This window comes from Psychrobacter vallis, assembly GCF_904846715.1.
In the GTDB taxonomy this organism is placed as follows: domain Bacteria; phylum Pseudomonadota; class Gammaproteobacteria; order Pseudomonadales; family Moraxellaceae; genus Psychrobacter; species Psychrobacter vallis.
The window spans coordinates 17,818-37,215 of the sequence record NZ_CAJHBU010000006.1 but is presented as its reverse complement, the minus strand read 5'-3'; the positions used below and the strand labels follow the sequence as shown (position 1 = coordinate 37,215).

Sequence of the window (19,398 nt, the reverse complement as noted above, 5' to 3'; positions counted from 1 at the left end):
ATGAATGGTTGTTTTTATTTTAATCTTACTGAACGAATTTAAATCAAATGAGGGTTAAGTAACAGGGGGTGTTTGTTATAGATTTAGTCAGATACTGTCATTCTGGTTTGATACTCTCATTGAGCACAGTTATTTTATAGTGCCGTTTGGCATTTAAAGTTTATGAGACAATATTGCTAATGACGTTGTACTTTATTGTCATGATCGGCAGATTATTCAAGGTATGGCGATGCCCCAGATGCACTTAGTAACAAAAGTATCGCCTCGCATGTATGGGGAACGCAGGAATGATTGGGATAACGTAGAAGTGGCTAGAGTAATGGCAAAAAGACAAAAGTCTCGGCAACCTGACGGCGAATGTCTTATACTATGGGGCTTGATTTATCGGCTGGCATTTTGCCATAGCAGCAGTGATAAATTAGCAGTGCAGTAATGATGAATCAGTAGGGCAGTATGATAAACCAGCAATGAGCAACCAGTGAGGCAAGTATGAATAGCGTAGAAAAACGGGCAATTCTTGGGGTCGGTGGTATATTTGCTTTGCGGATGATTGGCTTGTTTATGATTGTGCCTGTGTTTTCGGTATACGGTGATAATTATGCGCATGCCACACCATTTTTGATTGGTCTGGCAGTTGGTATTTATGGCTTGGGTCAGGCTATTTTTCAGATACCAATGAGCCTTGCTGCTGATAAGTTCCCGCGTAAACCAATTATATTTTTGGGTTTAATTTTATTTGCCGTTGGAGGCATCATCGCTGCTAATGCGACGGATATCTATGAGGTCATCATTGGTCGAGCGCTGGCGGGTAGTGGTGCGGTCTCTGCGGTGCTCATGGCACTATTGGCAGATGTGACTCGTGAGGAGATGCGTACCAAAGCAATGGCGACGATGGGACTCACCATTGCTACCTCTATCATGCTGGCTTTTGCTTTTGGCCCCTTGCTTGTGGGTTCGCTTGGTATTTCAGGGTTGTTTTGGCTGACCGCAGGCTTTGCTGTGTTGGCGATGGTGTTATTGTTGGTTGTACCCACACCGTTACGCGTACTCAAGCACAATTTAGACAATAAATCGATTGGTGAGCAGTTAGCAACCGTCCTCAAAATCGGCGATTTGAATCGCTTGCATATCGGTATCTTTGCGCTACATCTGACTATGACGGCAATATTTGTCATTTTGCCGCACCAATTAAACGAGGTGATGGGGCTGTCGGTACGTCAGCAAGGCTTGGTGTATTTGCCTTTATTATTTATCGGCTTTGCGGTAGCGATTCCCTTTATCATCATTGCCGAAAAGAAACGTAAGATGCGCCAAGTGTTTTTGGGCGCAATTGCATTAATGACCGCTTCTTTGGTCATACTGGCGCTCGGTAGTCAGGTCGGTGTTGGTATTATTTTTGGGTTATTATTATATTTTATGGGTTTTAATCTACTTGAGGCGACGATTCCTTCGTGGATATCGAAGCGCGCACCAGTGGCCAATAAAGCGACCGCGATGGGGCTCAATTCATCCAGCCAGTTTTTTGGTGCGTTTGTCGGTGGTGCAATGGGTGGGTTACTATTGAGTCAGCCGAATGTGCTGGCGTGGGGGATATTGGCATTCATCATGGGTGCGGCATTGCTGCTAATTATACCCATCGCTCAGCCGCCTTATCTATCGAGCACGACAGTCACGATTCCCAAAAACATCAATATTCAAGACTGGTCACGGCAAATGCTGGCAGTAGATGGCGTTGATGAGCTGGTTGTGATGGCAAAAGAACAAGTCGCTTATTTGAAGTTAGATAAAACGCAATTGACAGAGGATTCACGGCAGCAGCTATCGAGCTTGGCACAAAGTCCATTGGATATTTAGGACGTGCTGAGCCGTTGCTATCAGTGCCACAGTCACAATCATAGCCAAATTTATAATACACCTTAAGTTTTTATCTCTATTTAAAAGGAATTAATATGAGTAAATTTAATACGTTATCTAATATGATTGGCAAGACAAACTTGTCGACCATAACTAAGTTTGGAACAGGTCTTGCGTTGTCAGTCACTTTATTGATCTCAGGCTGTGCCACCCAAAATATTCAAACTTATCAAAACACCACACCAACGCTCGATATGCATGAGTTTTTTTCAGGTCAGATTGATGGCTGGGGCATGTTTCAAGGACGAAGCGGCGAGGTCAAAAAACGTTTTTATGTGGATATCAATGCGACCCATGAAGGGGATGATGTCATTGTTTTAGACGAAAAATTCTCATGGGCAGATGGTTCAAAGTCACAGCGTATATGGCGTCTGACGCAGCAAGCTGACGGTAGCTGGAAAGGCACGGCTGGTGACGTCATCGGTGAGGCAACAGGGGAAGTGGTTGGCAATACGTTGCATTGGCAGTATCTATTAGAGCTACCTGTCGATGATAAAACTTATAAAGTCAATTTTGATGATTGGATGTATTTAATCGATCAAGATGTCATGCTCAATCGTTCAGTAATGAAAAAATTCGGTGTGGAATTGGGTAGTGTGACGTTAAGCTTGCATCGCAATAACACTGACGCCAAATAATGTTGGTTGATAAGCTTACTTTAAAAACAGTGGTGATTGCTGGTGTTCATCCACTTATTAAAATGGCAAAATAGTAGCTGTATTATTTTTAATCTATAAAAATATCGATGAATATATTTCTTGCGACAAGTGCTGTCGCATCCAGCCGATGGCTTGTAGATATTTAAACAAAAATTGGTTAATATGCCATTATATGATTGATAGTATGTATTAGGGCGTGTTCTCATTTTGAAAATGGTTATAAAAATGAGATAAATTGAAGCCAAACAAGGAAAATAGCGCTGATAATATCGGGATATTAACCAGCTATTTGACGCAGTTTGGCGAATATTTAGCCATTTTTAACGCATTTAGTGGCTATCGTTCAGATTGAGGACATGCCCTAATGCTATTCAATGACGATTAAAACGATTCATCAGATTATTCATAAGTAAAAGGACGGTATCATGCGCGGAGTTAATAAAGTTATCATCATCGGTAACCTTGGAGCAGATCCTGAGGCACGTCAATTTAACAATGGCGGTAGCGTGACCAATATTTCGGTTGCGACATCAGAGCAATGGACAGACAAACAGAGCGGTGAAAAAAGAGAGGCGACGGAGTGGCATCGCATCTCATTATTCAACCGTCTAGGAGAGATTGCCGCGCAGTATTTGCGTAAAGGCAGCAAAGTCTATATCGAAGGCAGCTTGCGTACCCGTAAATATCAAGACCAAAGCGGACAAGATCGTTATATTACCGAGATTCGTGCTGAGCAAATGCAGATGCTAGATGGTCAAAGTGGTGGTCAAGAGAGCGGTGGTGGATTTGGTGGCCAGAACTCAAACAGCTATAGCAATCAAGGCGGTCAAAGCAACCAGAATAACTTTGGTCAGCAAGCAAACAATCAGCCAGCACAGCAAGGCGGCTACAACAATCAAGCTAGTGGTGGCCAGAATAGCTTTAACAATCAAAGCGCACCTGCTCAGCAAAATCAGTTCAATCAACCAACGCAAAAACCGGCTCAGTCAAAGCCGACTGCCATGCCAGATGGCCCTGTAGATGACGATATTCCGTTTTGAGGAATACATAATTAAGTAATATTGATCAAATAAAAAACTCTGCTACGGCAGAGTTTTTTTGTGTTTGATTATAAATATGATTGGTTCTAAATAAAAAAAGCATCTTGAGATAACACTCAATAATAAAACGTTTGTTCGTTTTTAATCAAAAAATTTATATTTTTTAATAAATTTTTTTCAACAAAGTTTTATTAAAATATTTAGGGAGAAGAAGAATAAAAAATGTTTTTTTGACTTTGCTTATTATATGTTTATTGCCGATATTTTATCAATGTCGTCTTAAAATTTATAAGGCATACCGTTCATACCTTATATCAACCGTTCACTCTATTCGATTTAATTAATGCTAACCATCCGCTAAAAGGGGTTGCTATAATCCTTTCAAATAATAGTTCGAGTAATATTAATTATTGAGTATCTACTTAAAGTAATTCTTAATAATTAATGAAAATTCAAAGTTTGGCCATTTAATGGCGTAAAACATAATAAGTCATTTGGTCGGTCGCTCAAGATAAGCGCGCCTATCTTACGGTTACTGCTAGGTATACAGAATGAATTATAGTGATGTGTTTCGAAAAAGCGATCTTGGAAGAGAGGAAATACAGTCTCAAAGTCTGGGTATATTGCCACGAGAAGCAAGAACGTTACTCATTATGATTGATGGCAAACGAGATTATCGAAGCTACCTAGAGACACTTGACGATAGCAAAATGTTTGCGGGTTTTGGTGGCGTAACACCACTTTTTGAGCTGCTTTTAGAGCTTGAATATATTGAAATGGTAGGCGTTGCCTCTACGGCTACCAGAGCAGATATATCGCCACAAATGCCTGTGGCTCGTCCTGTCGTTCCTGAGTCTCAACCAATATCACAGTCTATTGATACAAATATTGAGACAGATTTTGAGCGTACGTTCAATAATAACAACTCAAATAAAATCACTACGTCAGGCAAAAACGCAATCGGTAATATCTTCAAAAATAAACTGTTCAAAACCAATGACGAAACAATAAAGTCGGATTTGGCCACTTATATCGAAAAAAATGCGCCTCCTGCAGAGGCTTGGGGGTATCTGCTTATGTTAGAGCAGTGTGAAAATAACTCGCAATTATCGATTTTGGTGCAGGAAATACAGAATACCAGCAGTGAAAATTTAGCGCGTGGTATGAATGAATTTATCAGAAGAATTCAACAGTAATACTAGGGCGTTTCCTAAATTTTTTTATGCAATAAATAAAAATTTGTTGAAGACTAACTGAATTGTGATATTTGAAAAATTCAACAAACTACTTGGAGTGTTTTATGGAATCCGTTGATATCTCAGAATTAAATCGTTTAAAAATGCTTCATGGTGAACATATCATTTTACGCTTAACTTATATCAGTCGTTATAATAATGACAACCCTAATGGGGAAGTGACGCGTATTCTTGATCAGGCGCAGCAAAATAATGAGTGCAATGGCATCACAGGTGCTTTGGTGTTTAACCACAATTATTTCTTGCAAAGTATTGAAGGGGCCAGACCGGTCATCAATGAACTGCTTAGAAAGCTGGTGAAAGACGATCGACATCATGCCTTGCAAATTATTGAATGCTGTGAAGTTGAACAACGTCGCTGGAGTAAGTGGTCAATGAAATATTTGATTCCAAGCGAAGAAAACAAAGGGCTGGCATTGAAGTTTTCTACTGGCACTCAATTCAACCCTTATTTGATGAGTACTAATCAAATTATGATGTTGATTGATACGCTTTCAGAGATTCAAGAACAAGAACAAGAAGAAAAGAACGTTTCTAAAAAGAAAAAGCCTTGGTTTTCTATCGGTTAGTTGACCTTTAGCAAAAATATCCGACCCCATAAAATTTTTATGAGAGACATAATATGACATCAGTCATTGCAGATGCGCACATTTTAATGAGCATGACATATGCGAGCCGCGCCAACCCAGACGTGTCTGCTAAAGATTTTCATGAAATCTTGAAGCAAGCACAAATAAACAATGCCGCCAATGGTATCACTGGTATGCTGACGTTTAATAAAGATTATTTTTTGCAGACAGTCGAAGGACCAAGGGCGCAGATTAATCGTTTATTGTATAGTTTGATTGCTGATCAGCGTCATCATGATTTACAAGTCATCGAAACGCGTGAATTGACTCACAGAGCATGGGCTGAGTGGTCAATGAACTATGCGTCTCCAACTGAAAAAAACGCGGCGATTTATCTAAAATATTCTACGACTGTTGATTTTAATCCGTATTTATTGAGTGCCGCATCCGCGCATGACTTAATGAACGCGCTTAGCGATCAACAAGATTAGTGAACGAAGAACTTTTTAATAAATCAAATATAGCGATAAATTTTTGGGCCATATGTTTGGCGTTCGTAGCTATTTTAATTTTATTAGCTATTGGCTTTTGTTATAAAAAATAATCTGCTATTGTTTTAACACGGCTTTTTGGTTATATTGTCTGCGCTTATAAACACTGTGGTTAATTATGCTTTTGGCAGTTGAAAAAGACAGTAATTCGTTACATTTATGACGAATGAATAGAAATTTTTAGTTTTTTAAAATGACATTCCTTATTTTACAGTTGGATTTACTATGAGCAAAAATAACGCAATGGATTTAAACAGTTTAAATGTCGATGAGCTACGTGCCATCGCCGAAAATGCCCAGCAGCTTATCGCTAAAAAACAGCATCAGCGTTTGTATGATGCTTATATGCAGTTTGAAACAATTGCAGAAGAGAGCAATGCTACTATTGAAGATATTTTAAAAGCTGGTGAAAAACTAGAGAAAAAACGCAGTATCAAATATCGTAATACTGACAACAAAGAAGAGACTTGGACTGGCCGTGGTCGTAAGCCAACTTGGTTGGTTGACGCGCTCGCAGCAGGTCGTGATCTTGAAGATTTTGCTATCTAATCGCTTGTGAATTTCATAGCAACGTGCGATTTTATGTTACTTTCATGAGGAATTTATCATGATTGCATAAAGGCACATCGCTAGACAGAAGCCAGTATCTTTATTGCCATTATTTTGGTAAAAAGATACTGGCTTTTTTTCTGTCATCTGTATGCCATTGTTTGTTATGATAATGACGTTTTTGGCTTATATAAGAGTTAAGCAATCGTGCCCCAAGTATCCGCGTCTTCTCATAAGCGCCCTCGTAAGCTGTGGTGGCTGGTTGGGTTCATATTGTTTGCACTATTTGCCATACTGCAAATGCCCGCGGCGTGGCTACTTGAGAAGTATGCGCCCGATACGCCTTATGTACAGCATGTGTCTGGCAATATATGGCAAGGCTCAGCCATTTGGCAGATGCCTCTGTCAGCGGCGCCGCTGACAGGGATGGCTGAATGGTCATGGCAGCCATGGCATTTGTTGTTTGGCAAGTTGGGTGCAGAGGTCAATATCAACTCAGAACAAACCAGATTGAATGGACAAGTAAAAATAGGTCTGAGCTCGTGGCAAATTGATGATTTGAGCGGTAAGATTGCTCCTGAGACTTTGGCCAATGTGGTTGATTGGCAGCTGCCCAATACCCCGATTCAGGTCAATAATGTCTCGCTAAAACGTCAGTCTGGCTCTCAGGCAGAAGATAATGATTCAAGCAAAAATCTCTCTGGATTTAGTCAAGCGGATGGGCAGTTGACATGGGTCGGTGGTGAAGTGGGCTACCCTAGCGGCGGTAAGGTTTTTTATATTACGATGCCAGCGCTACGTGCAGAACTAAGTACCGAACAAAAAAGTAATAAGAACCTGCTGCATATCAATCTACTAAACAATCAGGATAAGCGTTTAGGTGATTTGTATCTCGATGGCGATAATATGCTGGATGTCAGTTTGACGCAGCGTCTGTTGGAAAATATGCCTGAGTATAAGGGACAAGCGCCGCAAGACACGCCAGTCGTCAGTGTGCGTCAACCGCTGTTAAATGGACTGGGGACGCCTTAGATGATGAATGTCGCGACCACTTTCAAACCTGTGCTTAATATTCTGAATCGTTTCTCAGGTTGGTTGTTATTGGTAGCCATTGCTTGGTTATGCTGGACAGCAGCGCGACTGTTATGGCTGTTGTTGGCTGCGCCATTAGCGCCCGCATTACCATTAACGCCTTTGCAAACCACCGCCACATCTGGCAAAGATTACAGTAGCCTATTCGCCATTTTTGCAGATCCTGATCCTGTCGCGGCAGCGGTGCAACCACCGCCTAGTGTGGGTTTAAAAGGGGTTTTGTTGGCCATACCAGAAAGTCTATCTTCGGCGCTCTTGGACGTAAATGGCGAGGTAAAAAACTATCGCATCGGTGATACGCTAAAAGACAGCGATTACACCCTGATCGCTGTCGACTGGAACGCGGTTATCATCGCTGATGCCAATGATAAGCAGACGGTTATTAGCATGCCAGAGGCCATGCCACTAGACCAAAGCGATATGATCGCAGGGGCAGTGAGTAACCAACGTCTGCCAGACAATAATATGTTGCCTAACGCCCCTCAGTCAGCTCAAAACGCTGATGATAATTCAGCCGAGACGGGTGGCGACAGCAATCCGCAATCCGCGATTGAAGAAGCCGTCACAGCGCTGCAAGAAGATCCTACCAGTTATCTGAGCAGAATGGGTGTCATGGCGTCAGGTGAAAACTATCAAGTGACCGCAGCGATGCCTGCCAAATTGCGCAATCGTCTAGGGCTTGAGCCGGGTGATCGGGTACTGACGGTCAATGGTCAAAGTGTGGGTAACAATCCTGCACAGGATGCGGGTGTGCTACAACAGGTACAGCAAGCAGGTGAGGCGCAGATAGAGGTGCAGCGTGGCGAGCAAGTCATTACCATTCGTCAGCAGTTTTAAAAATCACTGGGTTAAATATTTTATTTTAAGTAAATGAGCGTTTGGTTGTTGCTATGGTGAGTGAGTCGCTCACTGACAACACTCAGTACATACTAAAGCGACATCACTGTAGGTAATCATCAATATGGTAAGTTTTAAGAGTTTTTCAGTCACGCCCTTGCACCATATCTTGCAGCGTTTGATGCGACTGTGCCGGCCTCTTTGCTTAGCAGTGCCATTATGGGCCGCCAGTACTGGTCTTGTGAATGCTGAGAGCTGGAAAGTCAATTTACAGGATGCGGATATCAAAGCCTTTATCAATGAGGTGGCGACCATCACTGATCAAAACTTTGTTCTTGATCCGCGTATCAATGGCAACGTGACAGTAATATCTAACAAAGCCTTATCCCGTGATGAGATTTATCAATTATTTCTCAGCGTAATGCAAGTGAATGGCATTGCAGCCATTGATTCGGGCACAACCATCAAGTTGGTGCCCGACAGTGTCGCCAAACAATCTGGCGTGGCGGTTGATTTGCGCGGTAATAGCATGGGTGAAACGCTGGCAACTCGCGTTATTTATCTGACAAACACACAAGCTGCCGAAGTATTGGGTGTCATTCGACCCTTGATGCCGCAGTCTGCCCATGCCGCTGCTGTGCCCGGGGTAAATGCCCTAGTATTGTCCGATCGTGCTGAGAGCCTTAATCAATTGACCGCGCTTATTCGTGATTTGGACAGCAATGTCAATGATAGCTTGCGTGTGATACCGCTGCGCCATGTCGATGCTGAGCGCATGATGGACTTGATCAGCTCGCTGGTGATGAGTGCGGGTAGTGGGCAAGCACAAGGAGGTAGCAATCAGCTTAAAGTGATCGCTGATACTTCTAGTGATAGGCTGCTGGTTAAAGGCAGTCCTGAAATGATTGCTAAGGTTCAAGAGATGGTTAATCAGTTGGATACGACACCCACAAGGCGTTTGAGTGGTCTGCGTGTCTTTCGATTAAAATATGCCAGTGCGGGTCACATTGCAGAGATGCTACGTGGATTGCTCGCCAATCAATCAATTAATAGCGCTGGGGCAGTCTCTTCGCTAGAGTCAGCCTCATTGAACGATGTGAGTAGTACAGGGGCTGCATTGACTAATGAGGCTAGTGGTATTAATACCAGTGCCGCGAACTCAATTGCTGCTAGCTCAAGTTCAAGCACCAGTGGCGCAGGTACAGGTGTGGGTGGTCGCCCGTTTAGTATTATTGCTGACGAAACCCAAAACGCCGTTATTGTTAATGCGGCACCTGAGTTGATGTTTGAGATTGAAGAGGCCGTTAATCAGTTAGACAATCGCCGCGCGCAAGTACTGATTCAGGCCGCTATCGTCGAAGTCTCAGGTGATGATGCGACTCAGCTTGGTGTGCAATGGGCGCTTGGCAATGCCAATAGTGGCTATGGAGTGGTAAACTTTAATAATGTTGGTGCAAGTGCCGCTTCGCTTGCCGCCGCTGCGTTATCAGGTGGCGGTGCTGCCAGTATCAGTGCCGCCGCAGGTTCGATAGCTGGCGCTTTAATTGGCATTGGTGATAGTAGTAAAGACAGCAAAGGCAATACTCAGTTTTATGGGGCTATCTTACAGGCACTTGATTCCTCTACTAGCGCCAATTTATTGTCTATGCCATCGATTTTGACATTGGACAATGAAAAAGCGAGTATTTTGGTTGGTCAAAACGTGCCTTTTGTGACCGGCTCCTTTACCACCAGTGGCAATAATTCAAACAATCCGTTTCAGACCATTGAACGTCAAGACATCGGTATCAATCTTAATGTCATTCCACACATTGGTGATAATGGCACTGTACGCTTAGAGGTCTCACAAGAGGTCTCGTCTGTTGTACCCGGCAGCACTGGTAACGCGAGTGGTTTGATTACCAATAAAAGTCTGATCAACACGACGATTTTAGCCGACGATCAACAGACCATCGCTCTTGGGGGGCTGATGCGTGACAATACCACCACACGTCAACAAAAAGTCCCAGGTCTAGGTAATGTGCCATTCATTGGCAGGTTGTTCCGTTCTGATAATGACAATACCCAAAAGAGTAACTTGATCATATTTTTACAACCAACTATCCTGCGTGATGGCGGCGCAGTAGCCAGCGTCACTGAGCGCAAATTCAATCAGATGCGCGTGCTGCAACTGGTCATTGATAAAAACGGTACGATTAAACAGTTGCCATTAAGTGGCACAGAAGGTTGGAATGGTGAGGTCAGTGCAGATTATGAGTTGATGCCGCTTAATCCTCTCATCCCTAAGCGCGATCAAACTCCAAAAGCCGCGCCTCAAGGTTTCACTAAGGTGGACAGTACAAGTAATGATATAACGACCTATCCGCTAAATCGTTAATATTGCTGCAAAGAACTGTTTTAATCCGATATAAATCAAGCGCCTGTTATCTATGAATCATAATGTTTAGATGTATGATGCATAGATAACAGGCGCAGTTCGTATCGGGCATCTCTTACATTGATTTGCGCATTCATAACACAGATAAACACAGCGGTTTTTATATCGAAGTATACTAAATGCTAGTAAAGTAGTATGAACACGGCAAAGTATGATACAAATGTAGAGAAGGAAGCGACAGTGATGGGCTCTAAAAATGCAAAAAAATGGGTTCTCTTGGCAGCTGTTGCTACGGCTTTGTTGATTGTTCCTCGACGCAGTAGCCGAAAAGCTGACATCACTTTATCTAATAAAAAACAGGTAAATGCCAACAATGACCACGTTGATAGCGCCAAAGCAGATGCTATGTAAAGAGTGACATAAAAGTAAAAGGTTTTTGACTTGTCCTATTTTGATAGTTGTCAGTATTACTAAGAACTCAGTCACGCAGCTGTGTGCCTTTTTAAGCAAAGACTAATTAAGCAAAGACTAACGACATACATCACAAATCGCAAAAAACATTGATTTTGGAGTCTCTCAATGACCCCTATTAATTCATATACACCCTGTACAAAAATATTATCTAATATTTATCCTCTTATTGACACGCATACGCATTTTGATGCCTCAGTATTTGATGATGACAAGGCGTTACTAGCACAACAGGCTTATGCGCAGGGAGTACGACATCTCGTACTAGTGGGTTATTTGCATCAATATTTTGAGCGTATGTACGAGACTGAGCAATTACTCAAAACGCAGTGGCAATCTTCTACAATAGCCACTAATAACCAAAATGAGTCACATACTGACATCCATATTGCGTTGGGTTTGCATCCTTTTTATATTGAACAGCATACCGCAGATCATCTCAAAGACATGGCGACAATGATAGCTGAGCGGCGTCCACTAGCGATTGGTGAGATTGGATTGGATACTTTTACTGATGCGATGAAAGCCCCTGATATGTTTGCCAAGCAAGTACAATTTTTTATGGCACAATTGGATTTGGCTGTGACCCATCAATTGCCAGTGCTGCTACATATTCGTAAGGCACATGCAGAAGCATTAGCCATACTAAAAGCGCATGATTATGACGCGCACAAGTTGGGCGGTATCGCGCATAGTTTTAGCGGCGGCGCGCAAGAGGCAAAAGCGTTTGTGAAATTAGGATTCAAGCTTGGTGTAACAGGTCAAGTCACCAATCCAAATGCTAAAAAACTGCGACGCGCTATTCAAGCAGCCGTTGCCAGTCATGGTATTGAGTGTTTGGTGATAGAAACAGATTGTCCGGATATGACACCTATCATGTGTCAGACAGCAAATGACAGATCTGTTCCTGATAGCTCGTTTCATAATGGTTCTATGCATGACAGAAACGTGCCTGCTAATCTGCCATGGGTATTGCTGAGCTTAAGTGAGTTACTTGATGTGTCACCTGCTATTCTTGCTGAGCAATTGTGGCACAACAGTTGCACTGCTTTAAAAACGACATGGGCTTATCCACAATGATTTTACAGTCATAATAGATTATCATTAGTTATGTAAGTGCTAACAAATAATAAGTGTTAGCAAATAAAATGCTAACCAAAGCCAGTACCACCAAAATAATCTACAAGAGCATTTAAACTGTTATGAATGAAACACGACAAATGGAGCAGCCAGTCACTACTGAATACGATACCATGCAGGCTGACCTCAATGAAGAAAATGAGCAGTATGAGCGTCGTTTCCAAGGGACAAAAACGCTCTATGGCGCACCAGCAGTCAATACGTTTGCTGCCGCTCATGTGTATGTTATTGGCGTAGGTGGTGTGGGTTCTTGGGCTGCGGAAGCCTTAGCTCGAACAGCAGTTGGGACGATTACTTTGATTGATTTAGACGTGTTGGTTGTCTCTAATGTCAATCGCCAGCTGCCAGCGCTAGACAGCACCTTTGGGGAAAGTAAGATCGCAGCGATGGCAATGCGTATGCGTGAAATCAATCCCAAGATAATGCTAAACTTAATTGATGATTTTTTGACGGTAGATAATATAGAGACACTGTTGCCCAGCCGTCATGAGGCAAAGGCTGCCGCTGCCCAAGGCAAACCTATTGTCGTACTCGATTGCGTAGATGACATGAATGCCAAATTGGCCATTGCCCTGCATTGCCGTTTTAATAAACTCAAGCTGGTTTGTGCAGGCGGGGCTGGGGGTAAGACAGATCCGAGTCAAATTAGAGTGAGCGACTTACGTGAAAGTTACCAAGATCCGTTACTTGCCAAATTGCGTTATAAGCTACGCCATGAAAAAGGTATTAATACGGCGCTTAAAGAAAAATTCGGTATCAAGTGTGTTTATTCTATAGAGCCACCGCGCGTGGACAAGAGCTGTCAAACAGGTGGATTGCACTGTGGTGGTTATGGCTCTGCAGTCGTTGTTACCTCGGTTGTAGCAATGATCATGGTGAGCGAAGCATTGCAGTTGCTGATAAAGCAAGCAGGCGAGCATAAAATCTAGCATATGATATTACTGAATGGAGACTGTCTTGCCTATACTTAACCCACCTAAACATAGTTACCCAGTAGCGGTAGACGATGCCGAGCGCATTAATAAACTTAGAAAGTACCAAGTGCTCAATAACAATGATGAGCCAGCATTTAAGCGCCTTATTGACCTTGCAAAGCTGTTTTTTGACATGCCAGTGGTTACGATCACTTTTATGGATGAGGAAGCGCAGTATCTAAAATCTGTCTATGGCTTAGGTGATATCTGTCGCACGACGCGTGAAGTGGCTATTTGCAACTATACGGTGCTGTCTAACGAGGTTTTCATCGTACCAGACTTGTTAGAAGACGAACGTTTTAGCCAAAACCCATTGATAACACAGTCTCCTTACCTGCGGTTTTATGCAGGCGCACCCATTATTTTACATGAGAACAATAAGAGCTATCGTTTGGGCTCTCTATGTTTAATGGATATGAAGCCCAATCATAGCTTTGATGATCAGCAAGCAAAGGTATTAGCGCAATTTGCGATGATGGCAGCCGATGCCTTGCAGCTACAAGATAAGCAACGCGAGGCCAAATATGCCAATGAGATGAAGTCGGATTTCTTGGCCAACATGAGTCATGAAATTCGCACCCCAATGAACGGTATTATTGGTATGGTAGAAATGCTAGGCGAGACTGAACTTAGCAGTGAACAGCAAGGATACGTCGATAATATCAAAGTTTCCAATGAGCATTTGATGTCAATCATCAACGGCATCTTGGATTTATCGAAAGTAGAGTCTGGAAAAATGACTATTGACTCTATTCCTATTAATTTATCGGCATTGTGTAATGAAGTGGTCAGTCTTTTTACGGTCAAAGCACGTCAGCGCGGATTGACTTTAGATTATCATTATACTGAGTCGTTATCGCCTTACGTGCAAGGTGATCCAGTACGCCTCAAACAAATCCTCGCAAACCTCGTCAATAATGCAGTGAAGTTTACCCGTGAAGGGGGACGAGTCAGTATCGATGTCAAACACGTGCCTAATTGTCACTCTGACGATTTTGATGGTTACAGTACTGATTCATCATATCGCACACAGGACATTCAAGAAAGAAATGTGGATAAAGATACACCTCAGAATACCATTAATAAGGTTGTCTCTCATGAAGTGATGACTCTATGTATTGAGGTCACAGATACTGGTGTCGGTATCAAAGCAGAATCATTGGATGCAATATTTGATGCTTATGGTCAAGCAAACAAATTCACACACCGTCTCTACGGTGGTACAGGTTTGGGACTCTCCGTTTGTAAGTCATTGGTCGGCTTGATGGGCGGTTATATCGATGTCTATAGTGAAGTTGGTGTCGGCACTACTTTTAGGGTTTTGCTGCCGCTACCGTCTATCGACGAAAAACACTATGAAACGTGGCAAAATTTAAATGACTTGACCTTGATAGAGCCTACCCACGAGCGTGCAGGTCATATACTGTTGGTTGAAGACGATACCGTCAACGCTATTATCGCTAAAAAAGCCCTAAATAATGGGGGGCATACAGTTACTCATGTCGTTGACGGCCAACAAGCCATTGAGACCTTTGCTTTATCCCCTGAGCGTTATGATATTATTTTGATGGATCATCATATGCCAATTTTGGACGGTGTACAGGCCACCATCAAACTGCATGAACTTTATGACCCTCAATTATTACCGCCTATTATTGCTTTGACGGCCAATGCGATGGATGGTGAACGCGAAAAATATTTGAAGGTTGGCATGCAAGATTACTGCACCAAACCTTTTAAGCAAGAACAGTTGAATGCGTTGGTACAGTATTGGCTGATACAAAAACAATTGGATGACGAAGAGGAATAGCGGTTCGAAAGATTGATATAGTGAGTTTAGGGCGTGTCCTCAATTCAATCGATTATCCACTTTATTTAGGATTGATTATAACTATAAAAAAAGCGGAACCCCTTAATAAGGAGTTCCGCTTTTTTATTGAAGAACCGAAAGACGCTATATTTCAGAAACTATTTTTTAGAAGCTATGTTTTAGAGGCTGTCTGTTCTTTTTACAGGCTATTAATTAACGCGGGTTTGGTAGTCACCAGTACGAGTATCGACGCGAACCACTTCACCTTGCTGTACAAACAATGGCACACGGACGACAGCGCCTGTTTCTAGCTTGGCAGGTTTACCACCGCCACCTGACGTGTCACCGCGGACACCGGGATCTGTCTCTGTGATTTGCAATTCAACAAAGTTAGGCGGAGTCACTGATAAAGGTGCGCCGTTAAACAAGGTAATGGTACATAACGCATTGCTGTTCTCTTTTAGCCACTTTACTGAGTCACTCATCGCTGTCTTGTCAGCTTGGATCTGCTCAAAGCTTTCGGGATGCATGAAGTGCCAGAACTCGCCATCGTTATATAGATAGTTCATTTCAGTATCCATTACATCAGCGGCTTCTAAGCTGTCACCTGATTTGAATGTTTGCTCCAATACTTTACCACTACGAAGATTACGCAACTTGACACGGTTGAAGGCTTGGCCTTTACCGGGTTTGACAAACTCGTTTTCAAGGATGGCGCAGGGATTGCCATCAAGCATAACTTTTAGACCAGCTTTAAATTCATTAGTAGAAAAACTTGCCACAAGAGACTCCTAGGGATTGTAAGTATGATGATAGGTAGGGCTTACTGCACAAAAAGCTGTGGTTACGCCAAGTGTTTCGAGGCTAACGGGTATACTTTGATAGGGTACACCGTAAGGGCGTATAATATCGCCTTTTAGGCACAGATAATAGGCTGTCATGATAAACCATTTAATCACACAAAAGAACTGGCAAACGCAATTATCCGAAGCCATTACCTCCGTTGATGAGCTACTCAGTCTCTTACAGCTCGAATCACGACGCGCAGAGGTCTATGTGCCCACGCATTTTGAGCTACGAGTGCCGCGTGCGTTTGTGGCAAAAATGACCATTGGCGATATCAATGATCCTTTACTCAGACAAGTACTGCCAGACCAGCGTGAGCAAATTAAGGTAACGGGCTATGTGGCAGATCCTTTAAGTGAAAATATGCAAAATCCAGTCAAAGGCATGCTTCATAAGTATCAGTCAAGAGTGCTACTGACCATTACTGGCGCGTGTGCCATTCATTGTCGCTACTGCTTTCGTCAGCATTTTGACTATAGTGCCAATATGCCAACAGCGGATGCAAAAGAAAACATCGTTAACTATATCGCTGCTCATCCTGAGATTAATGAAGTGATTTTGAGTGGTGGCGACCCACTAAATGTGACAAATAGGCGTTTGTTTGCGTGGTTGGAGACGCTAGAATCCATTTCTCAATTGACAACCATTCGGTTGCATACGCGTTTGCCATTGGTCATTCCAGCGCGTCTGGACGAGGCATTACTGGAACGATTGTCCCAAAGTCGCTGTCATATTGTGATGGTGATCCACTGTAATCATGCCAATGAAATCGACACCCTGACGTCAGAATATTTACAGCGCGCTCGCGCGGCTGGCATTACCTTATTAAATCAAGCCGTCTTATTAAAAGGCATTAATGACAGTGTTGAGACCCAAACGCAATTAAGCCAGCACTTGTTTTCCGCTGGTGTATTGCCTTACTATTTGCATGTGTTAGACAAAGTAGCAGGTGCGGCTCATTTTGATAATGAACAGCAGGCGTCAATTGCGCTTTATTGGTCATTACTGGCAGCATTGCCAGGTTATCTGGTGCCTAAGCTGGTGAGAGAGTTACCGAACAGACCTTTTAAAGTGCCAATTGATATTTACAGTGATACTTAATATAAACATTATGGTATATTAAAAAATTAGTAAACAAAGAGTGATTATTAGAAAGTGATAGTTGGAGAGGAGGCAGGTTTGGCTCAAAAATAGTGGATTCAAAAAAGTATGCTCTATGGATAGCCAATACTAGTGCGTGTTGAATACGCCCTAATGTCATGACTAAAATTTATCTCGTTTTCAGGTTCAAAATTAGGCCGCGCCTTAGTTACTAGGAATGCTCATGATAACCTTATCGACGTTTCAAGCGTATTTGTCTGCTATAGAGCTATCACCACCATCAACGAATCAAGCAATCAGCGTTCATGAGCATGAGTTGCTCAAGTTGCTGGCAACCTTGCCTGCTCGAACGCAAGCCCAGCAGGCTGAGCAACTAGAAAAAATTCTCACTATATTACGCACAGCAGATATAGATGGGCCGCAACGTCTCAAACTGACGGCTGCGACGATAGATGCCTTAGATCAATTGGTGGCTACTTTGCGGCAGTACTATATTTATGAGACAGGAGCGCTGAGTGCTGCTCAGTTGGGTTATGTGGCGCAGACAAAGTCACTGTATTATCTGATGATTATGATCTACGACAGTGTTATACACCGAAAAGTATCCTTATTAAATAGTCAGAAGAAACATACTTTAAGCAATAACTGGCAGCGTTATTTTAAAGCCACCAAGTCCTCATCAACCACCACACTGGCTGTCGCTATTTATCAAACACTGCTGATGTATCAAAAGCTATTGGGTGAGGATGCGATTTGTTATCAAAAACCATCACCTTACTTATGGGCCAAAATCAATCATCTGTACTCCCTTGCTCATCAGTATCAGGTGGCGGATACTGATTTGAGCAAAAGTATCGTTACTCAGCACTCAAATAATATACATCGGCTGTATTGTCAAATTTGCTTATATAGTTTGTTGAACGTACGTGCCATGCGTCGTCCTAATATCTTGCTAGTACAACGTTTATTACCTGAGTGGGCCACCCGCATTATTGCGACGATAGAGCCAGAAACCGAGACACGGGTATTTGTTGATCTAAAAAGCGACATGCTGCCAACCTATTTGACGGCCAACTCTGACATCAACCCATACGAAGATTGCCATCATTGTTTATTTATAGAACTTGCACCGATGGTTGAGTATTTTGAATCACGTATACAAGTCTTAATTGAAGAGGGCAGTGAAGGGGTTGAGTGCTACTTACTTAATAAAGTATTGATGACACTCAGTTATCGGTATTTACAGTCACCGCTCACGCCAAAAGCCAAGTACCCTATCAAAAAAGAGGCTGTTTTAATTACTGGCTTCAACAACATTCATTACCGTGTTAGTGGGTCGCAAAGCTTCACAAGCTTGATTGCTATGCAGGAGCTGCCAGATGGGCAGCGCCCTCGTTATGATACGGTTAATCAGAAACAAGACAGTATTGGCATAGTCATCAGCGAAACCCTTGGTAGTCATGATGCGTTATCATTATTTCGCACTCTGCGTTTGCCCGCAAAATCAGACAATTTAGACGCCATTGATAAAGAAATACCACAGGCAACATTTAATGATGATGAGGTGCTGAAGGATAAAGCGTGTCTTCACAGAGATGACCTTAATGTGGTGATGGTGGACAATGATGCTGCTACAACGGAACCGCCACCCTTATATAACATGAGTCTTTTTTTGATCTGCCGCTCTGATACGCTCACGCCAGCTGATTGGTCTATGGGAATAGTGCGCTGGCTGAATCTTGACGCCAAAAACCCAGAAGTTGAGTGGCAAGTACTTGGTCATAAGCTCGTGGCTTGTGGCTTGCGTTTAGAAGGTAGAGAGGTGCGTAGTCGACATTTTGTGCCAGCATTTATGCTTGGTAGAAATGAGCAATTAGGAACTATTGGTACGTTGATCGTGCCAAATGCTCATTTTCAGGTGAACGACAAAGTCATAATGCGTATCAGTAATAAACAAGTTCCTTTACGTTTGGGGCGCAGATTGCTGATTACGGATGAATTTAGCCAGTATGAAGTGGTCAAACAGTCGTTTATGTGACGGCTGATAAAAAATGGACAAATGAGGGCATAAAAAAGTTATCATGTAGAAGCGTTTTTACAGAAGTACGCTAGATAACGAGGATAGTAAGTTAACCTGCAACCAATTGAATTATTGTCTATAATGATGGATAGAATGGCAAAAGTTTATACAGTAATGCTGATTTAAAAGCAT

At 42.6% G+C, this 19,398-nt stretch carries 17 protein-coding genes; 16 read left to right on the top strand and 1 reads right to left on the bottom strand.

Going from position 1 to position 19,398, the window contains the following annotated elements:
- The first annotated feature begins 489 nt into the window (after nucleotides 1-489).
- From JMY02_RS05385 to JMY02_RS05320, 14 genes are all read left to right on the top strand, one after another.
- The gene (locus tag JMY02_RS05385; RefSeq protein ID WP_201596030.1) at nucleotides 490-1,854 is read left to right on the top strand and encodes an MFS transporter; all 1,365 of its coding nucleotides are present in this window, start codon (nucleotides 490-492) and stop codon (nucleotides 1,852-1,854) included.
- Nucleotides 1,855-1,949: 95 nt separating this feature from the next.
- A complete protein-coding gene (locus tag JMY02_RS05380; protein WP_265087956.1) occupies nucleotides 1,950-2,552 on the top strand; it encodes a DUF3833 domain-containing protein in 603 nt (200 codons plus the stop codon).
- 446 nt (nucleotides 2,553-2,998) lie between these two features.
- Entirely contained in the window at nucleotides 2,999-3,613 is a 615-nt protein-coding gene (gene ssb / locus JMY02_RS05375) for a single-stranded DNA-binding protein (RefSeq protein WP_201596028.1), read from the top strand.
- Between the two features lie 551 nt (nucleotides 3,614-4,164).
- The gene (locus tag JMY02_RS05370; protein ID WP_201596026.1) at nucleotides 4,165-4,809 is read left to right on the top strand and encodes a hypothetical protein; all 645 of its coding nucleotides are present in this window, start codon (nucleotides 4,165-4,167) and stop codon (nucleotides 4,807-4,809) included.
- 104 nt (nucleotides 4,810-4,913) lie between these two features.
- The gene (locus JMY02_RS05365; RefSeq protein ID WP_201596024.1) at nucleotides 4,914-5,438 is read left to right on the top strand and encodes a BLUF domain-containing protein; all 525 of its coding nucleotides are present in this window, start codon (nucleotides 4,914-4,916) and stop codon (nucleotides 5,436-5,438) included.
- Between the two features lie 53 nt (nucleotides 5,439-5,491).
- A complete protein-coding gene (locus tag JMY02_RS05360; RefSeq protein ID WP_201596022.1) occupies nucleotides 5,492-5,929 on the top strand; it encodes a BLUF domain-containing protein in 438 nt (145 codons plus the stop codon).
- A 285-nt stretch (nucleotides 5,930-6,214) separates the two neighbouring features.
- Entirely contained in the window at nucleotides 6,215-6,538 is a 324-nt protein-coding gene (locus JMY02_RS05355; protein WP_201596020.1) for an H-NS histone family protein, read from the top strand.
- Between the two features lie 207 nt (nucleotides 6,539-6,745).
- Nucleotides 6,746-7,570, top strand: a complete 825-nt coding sequence (gene gspN, locus JMY02_RS05350) for a type II secretion system protein N (protein WP_201596018.1) — start codon at nucleotides 6,746-6,748, stop codon at nucleotides 7,568-7,570.
- Nucleotides 7,571-8,467 carry a type II secretion system protein N gene (locus JMY02_RS05345; RefSeq protein ID WP_201596016.1) on the top strand — a complete coding sequence of 299 codons (897 nt, stop codon included), beginning with the start codon at nucleotides 7,571-7,573 and terminating at the stop codon, nucleotides 8,465-8,467.
- Between the two features lie 124 nt (nucleotides 8,468-8,591).
- On the top strand, nucleotides 8,592-10,844 hold the full coding sequence (gene gspD, locus JMY02_RS05340) for a type II secretion system secretin GspD (protein ID WP_201596014.1): 2,253 nt from the start codon (nucleotides 8,592-8,594) through the stop codon (nucleotides 10,842-10,844).
- A gap of 195 nt (nucleotides 10,845-11,039) precedes the next feature.
- Nucleotides 11,040-11,255 carry a hypothetical protein gene (locus JMY02_RS05335; RefSeq protein WP_201596012.1) on the top strand — a complete coding sequence of 72 codons (216 nt, stop codon included), beginning with the start codon at nucleotides 11,040-11,042 and terminating at the stop codon, nucleotides 11,253-11,255.
- A 168-nt stretch (nucleotides 11,256-11,423) separates the two neighbouring features.
- Entirely contained in the window at nucleotides 11,424-12,395 is a 972-nt protein-coding gene (locus tag JMY02_RS05330) for a TatD family hydrolase (RefSeq protein WP_201596010.1), read from the top strand.
- 173 nt (nucleotides 12,396-12,568) lie between these two features.
- Nucleotides 12,569-13,384: a tRNA threonylcarbamoyladenosine dehydratase gene (locus JMY02_RS05325; protein WP_201596220.1), complete on the top strand. Its 816-nt coding sequence runs from the start codon at nucleotides 12,569-12,571 to the stop codon at nucleotides 13,382-13,384.
- Nucleotides 13,385-13,400: 16 nt separating this feature from the next.
- Nucleotides 13,401-15,239, top strand: coding sequence for a GAF domain-containing hybrid sensor histidine kinase/response regulator (locus JMY02_RS05320; RefSeq protein WP_201596008.1), 1,839 nt, complete (start codon nucleotides 13,401-13,403; stop codon nucleotides 15,237-15,239).
- Between the two features lie 209 nt (nucleotides 15,240-15,448).
- Here the strand turns inward: JMY02_RS05320 and efp are convergent, their stop codons facing one another.
- The gene (efp, locus tag JMY02_RS05315; protein ID WP_201596006.1) at nucleotides 15,449-16,021 is read right to left on the bottom strand and encodes an elongation factor P; all 573 of its coding nucleotides are present in this window, start codon (nucleotides 16,019-16,021) and stop codon (nucleotides 15,449-15,451) included.
- A gap of 157 nt (nucleotides 16,022-16,178) precedes the next feature.
- Here efp and epmB point away from each other — a divergent pair, with 157 nt between their 5' ends.
- A complete protein-coding gene (gene epmB, locus JMY02_RS05310) occupies nucleotides 16,179-17,186 on the top strand; it encodes an EF-P beta-lysylation protein EpmB (RefSeq protein WP_201596004.1) in 1,008 nt (335 codons plus the stop codon).
- Between the two features lie 223 nt (nucleotides 17,187-17,409).
- Nucleotides 17,410-19,224 (top strand): hypothetical protein, encoded by a 1,815-nt coding sequence (locus tag JMY02_RS05305; protein ID WP_201596002.1) that lies wholly within the window; start codon nucleotides 17,410-17,412, stop codon nucleotides 19,222-19,224.
- Nucleotides 19,225-19,398 lie beyond the last annotated feature (174 nt).

Coding starts and splice junctions, on each gene's coding strand:
- JMY02_RS05385 (WP_201596030.1), top strand. CDS start 490: ATGAATAGCGTAGAAAAACGGGCAATTCTTGGGGTCGGTGGTATATTT.
- gspD (WP_201596014.1), top strand. CDS start 8,592: ATGGTAAGTTTTAAGAGTTTTTCAGTCACGCCCTTGCACCATATCTTG.
- JMY02_RS05365 (WP_201596024.1), top strand. CDS start 4,914: ATGGAATCCGTTGATATCTCAGAATTAAATCGTTTAAAAATGCTTCAT.
- JMY02_RS05370 (WP_201596026.1), top strand. CDS start 4,165: ATGAATTATAGTGATGTGTTTCGAAAAAGCGATCTTGGAAGAGAGGAA.
- JMY02_RS05320 (WP_201596008.1), top strand. CDS start 13,401: ATGGAGACTGTCTTGCCTATACTTAACCCACCTAAACATAGTTACCCA.
- JMY02_RS05325 (WP_201596220.1), top strand. CDS start 12,569: ATGCAGGCTGACCTCAATGAAGAAAATGAGCAGTATGAGCGTCGTTTC.
- JMY02_RS05330 (WP_201596010.1), top strand. CDS start 11,424: ATGACCCCTATTAATTCATATACACCCTGTACAAAAATATTATCTAAT.
- JMY02_RS05345 (WP_201596016.1), top strand. CDS start 7,571: ATGATGAATGTCGCGACCACTTTCAAACCTGTGCTTAATATTCTGAAT.
- JMY02_RS05335 (WP_201596012.1), top strand. CDS start 11,040: ATGAACACGGCAAAGTATGATACAAATGTAGAGAAGGAAGCGACAGTG.
- JMY02_RS05380 (WP_265087956.1), top strand. CDS start 1,950: ATGAGTAAATTTAATACGTTATCTAATATGATTGGCAAGACAAACTTG.
- epmB (WP_201596004.1), top strand. CDS start 16,179: ATGATAAACCATTTAATCACACAAAAGAACTGGCAAACGCAATTATCC.
- JMY02_RS05355 (WP_201596020.1), top strand. CDS start 6,215: ATGAGCAAAAATAACGCAATGGATTTAAACAGTTTAAATGTCGATGAG.
- JMY02_RS05305 (WP_201596002.1), top strand. CDS start 17,410: ATGATAACCTTATCGACGTTTCAAGCGTATTTGTCTGCTATAGAGCTA.
- ssb (WP_201596028.1), top strand. CDS start 2,999: ATGCGCGGAGTTAATAAAGTTATCATCATCGGTAACCTTGGAGCAGAT.
- JMY02_RS05360 (WP_201596022.1), top strand. CDS start 5,492: ATGACATCAGTCATTGCAGATGCGCACATTTTAATGAGCATGACATAT.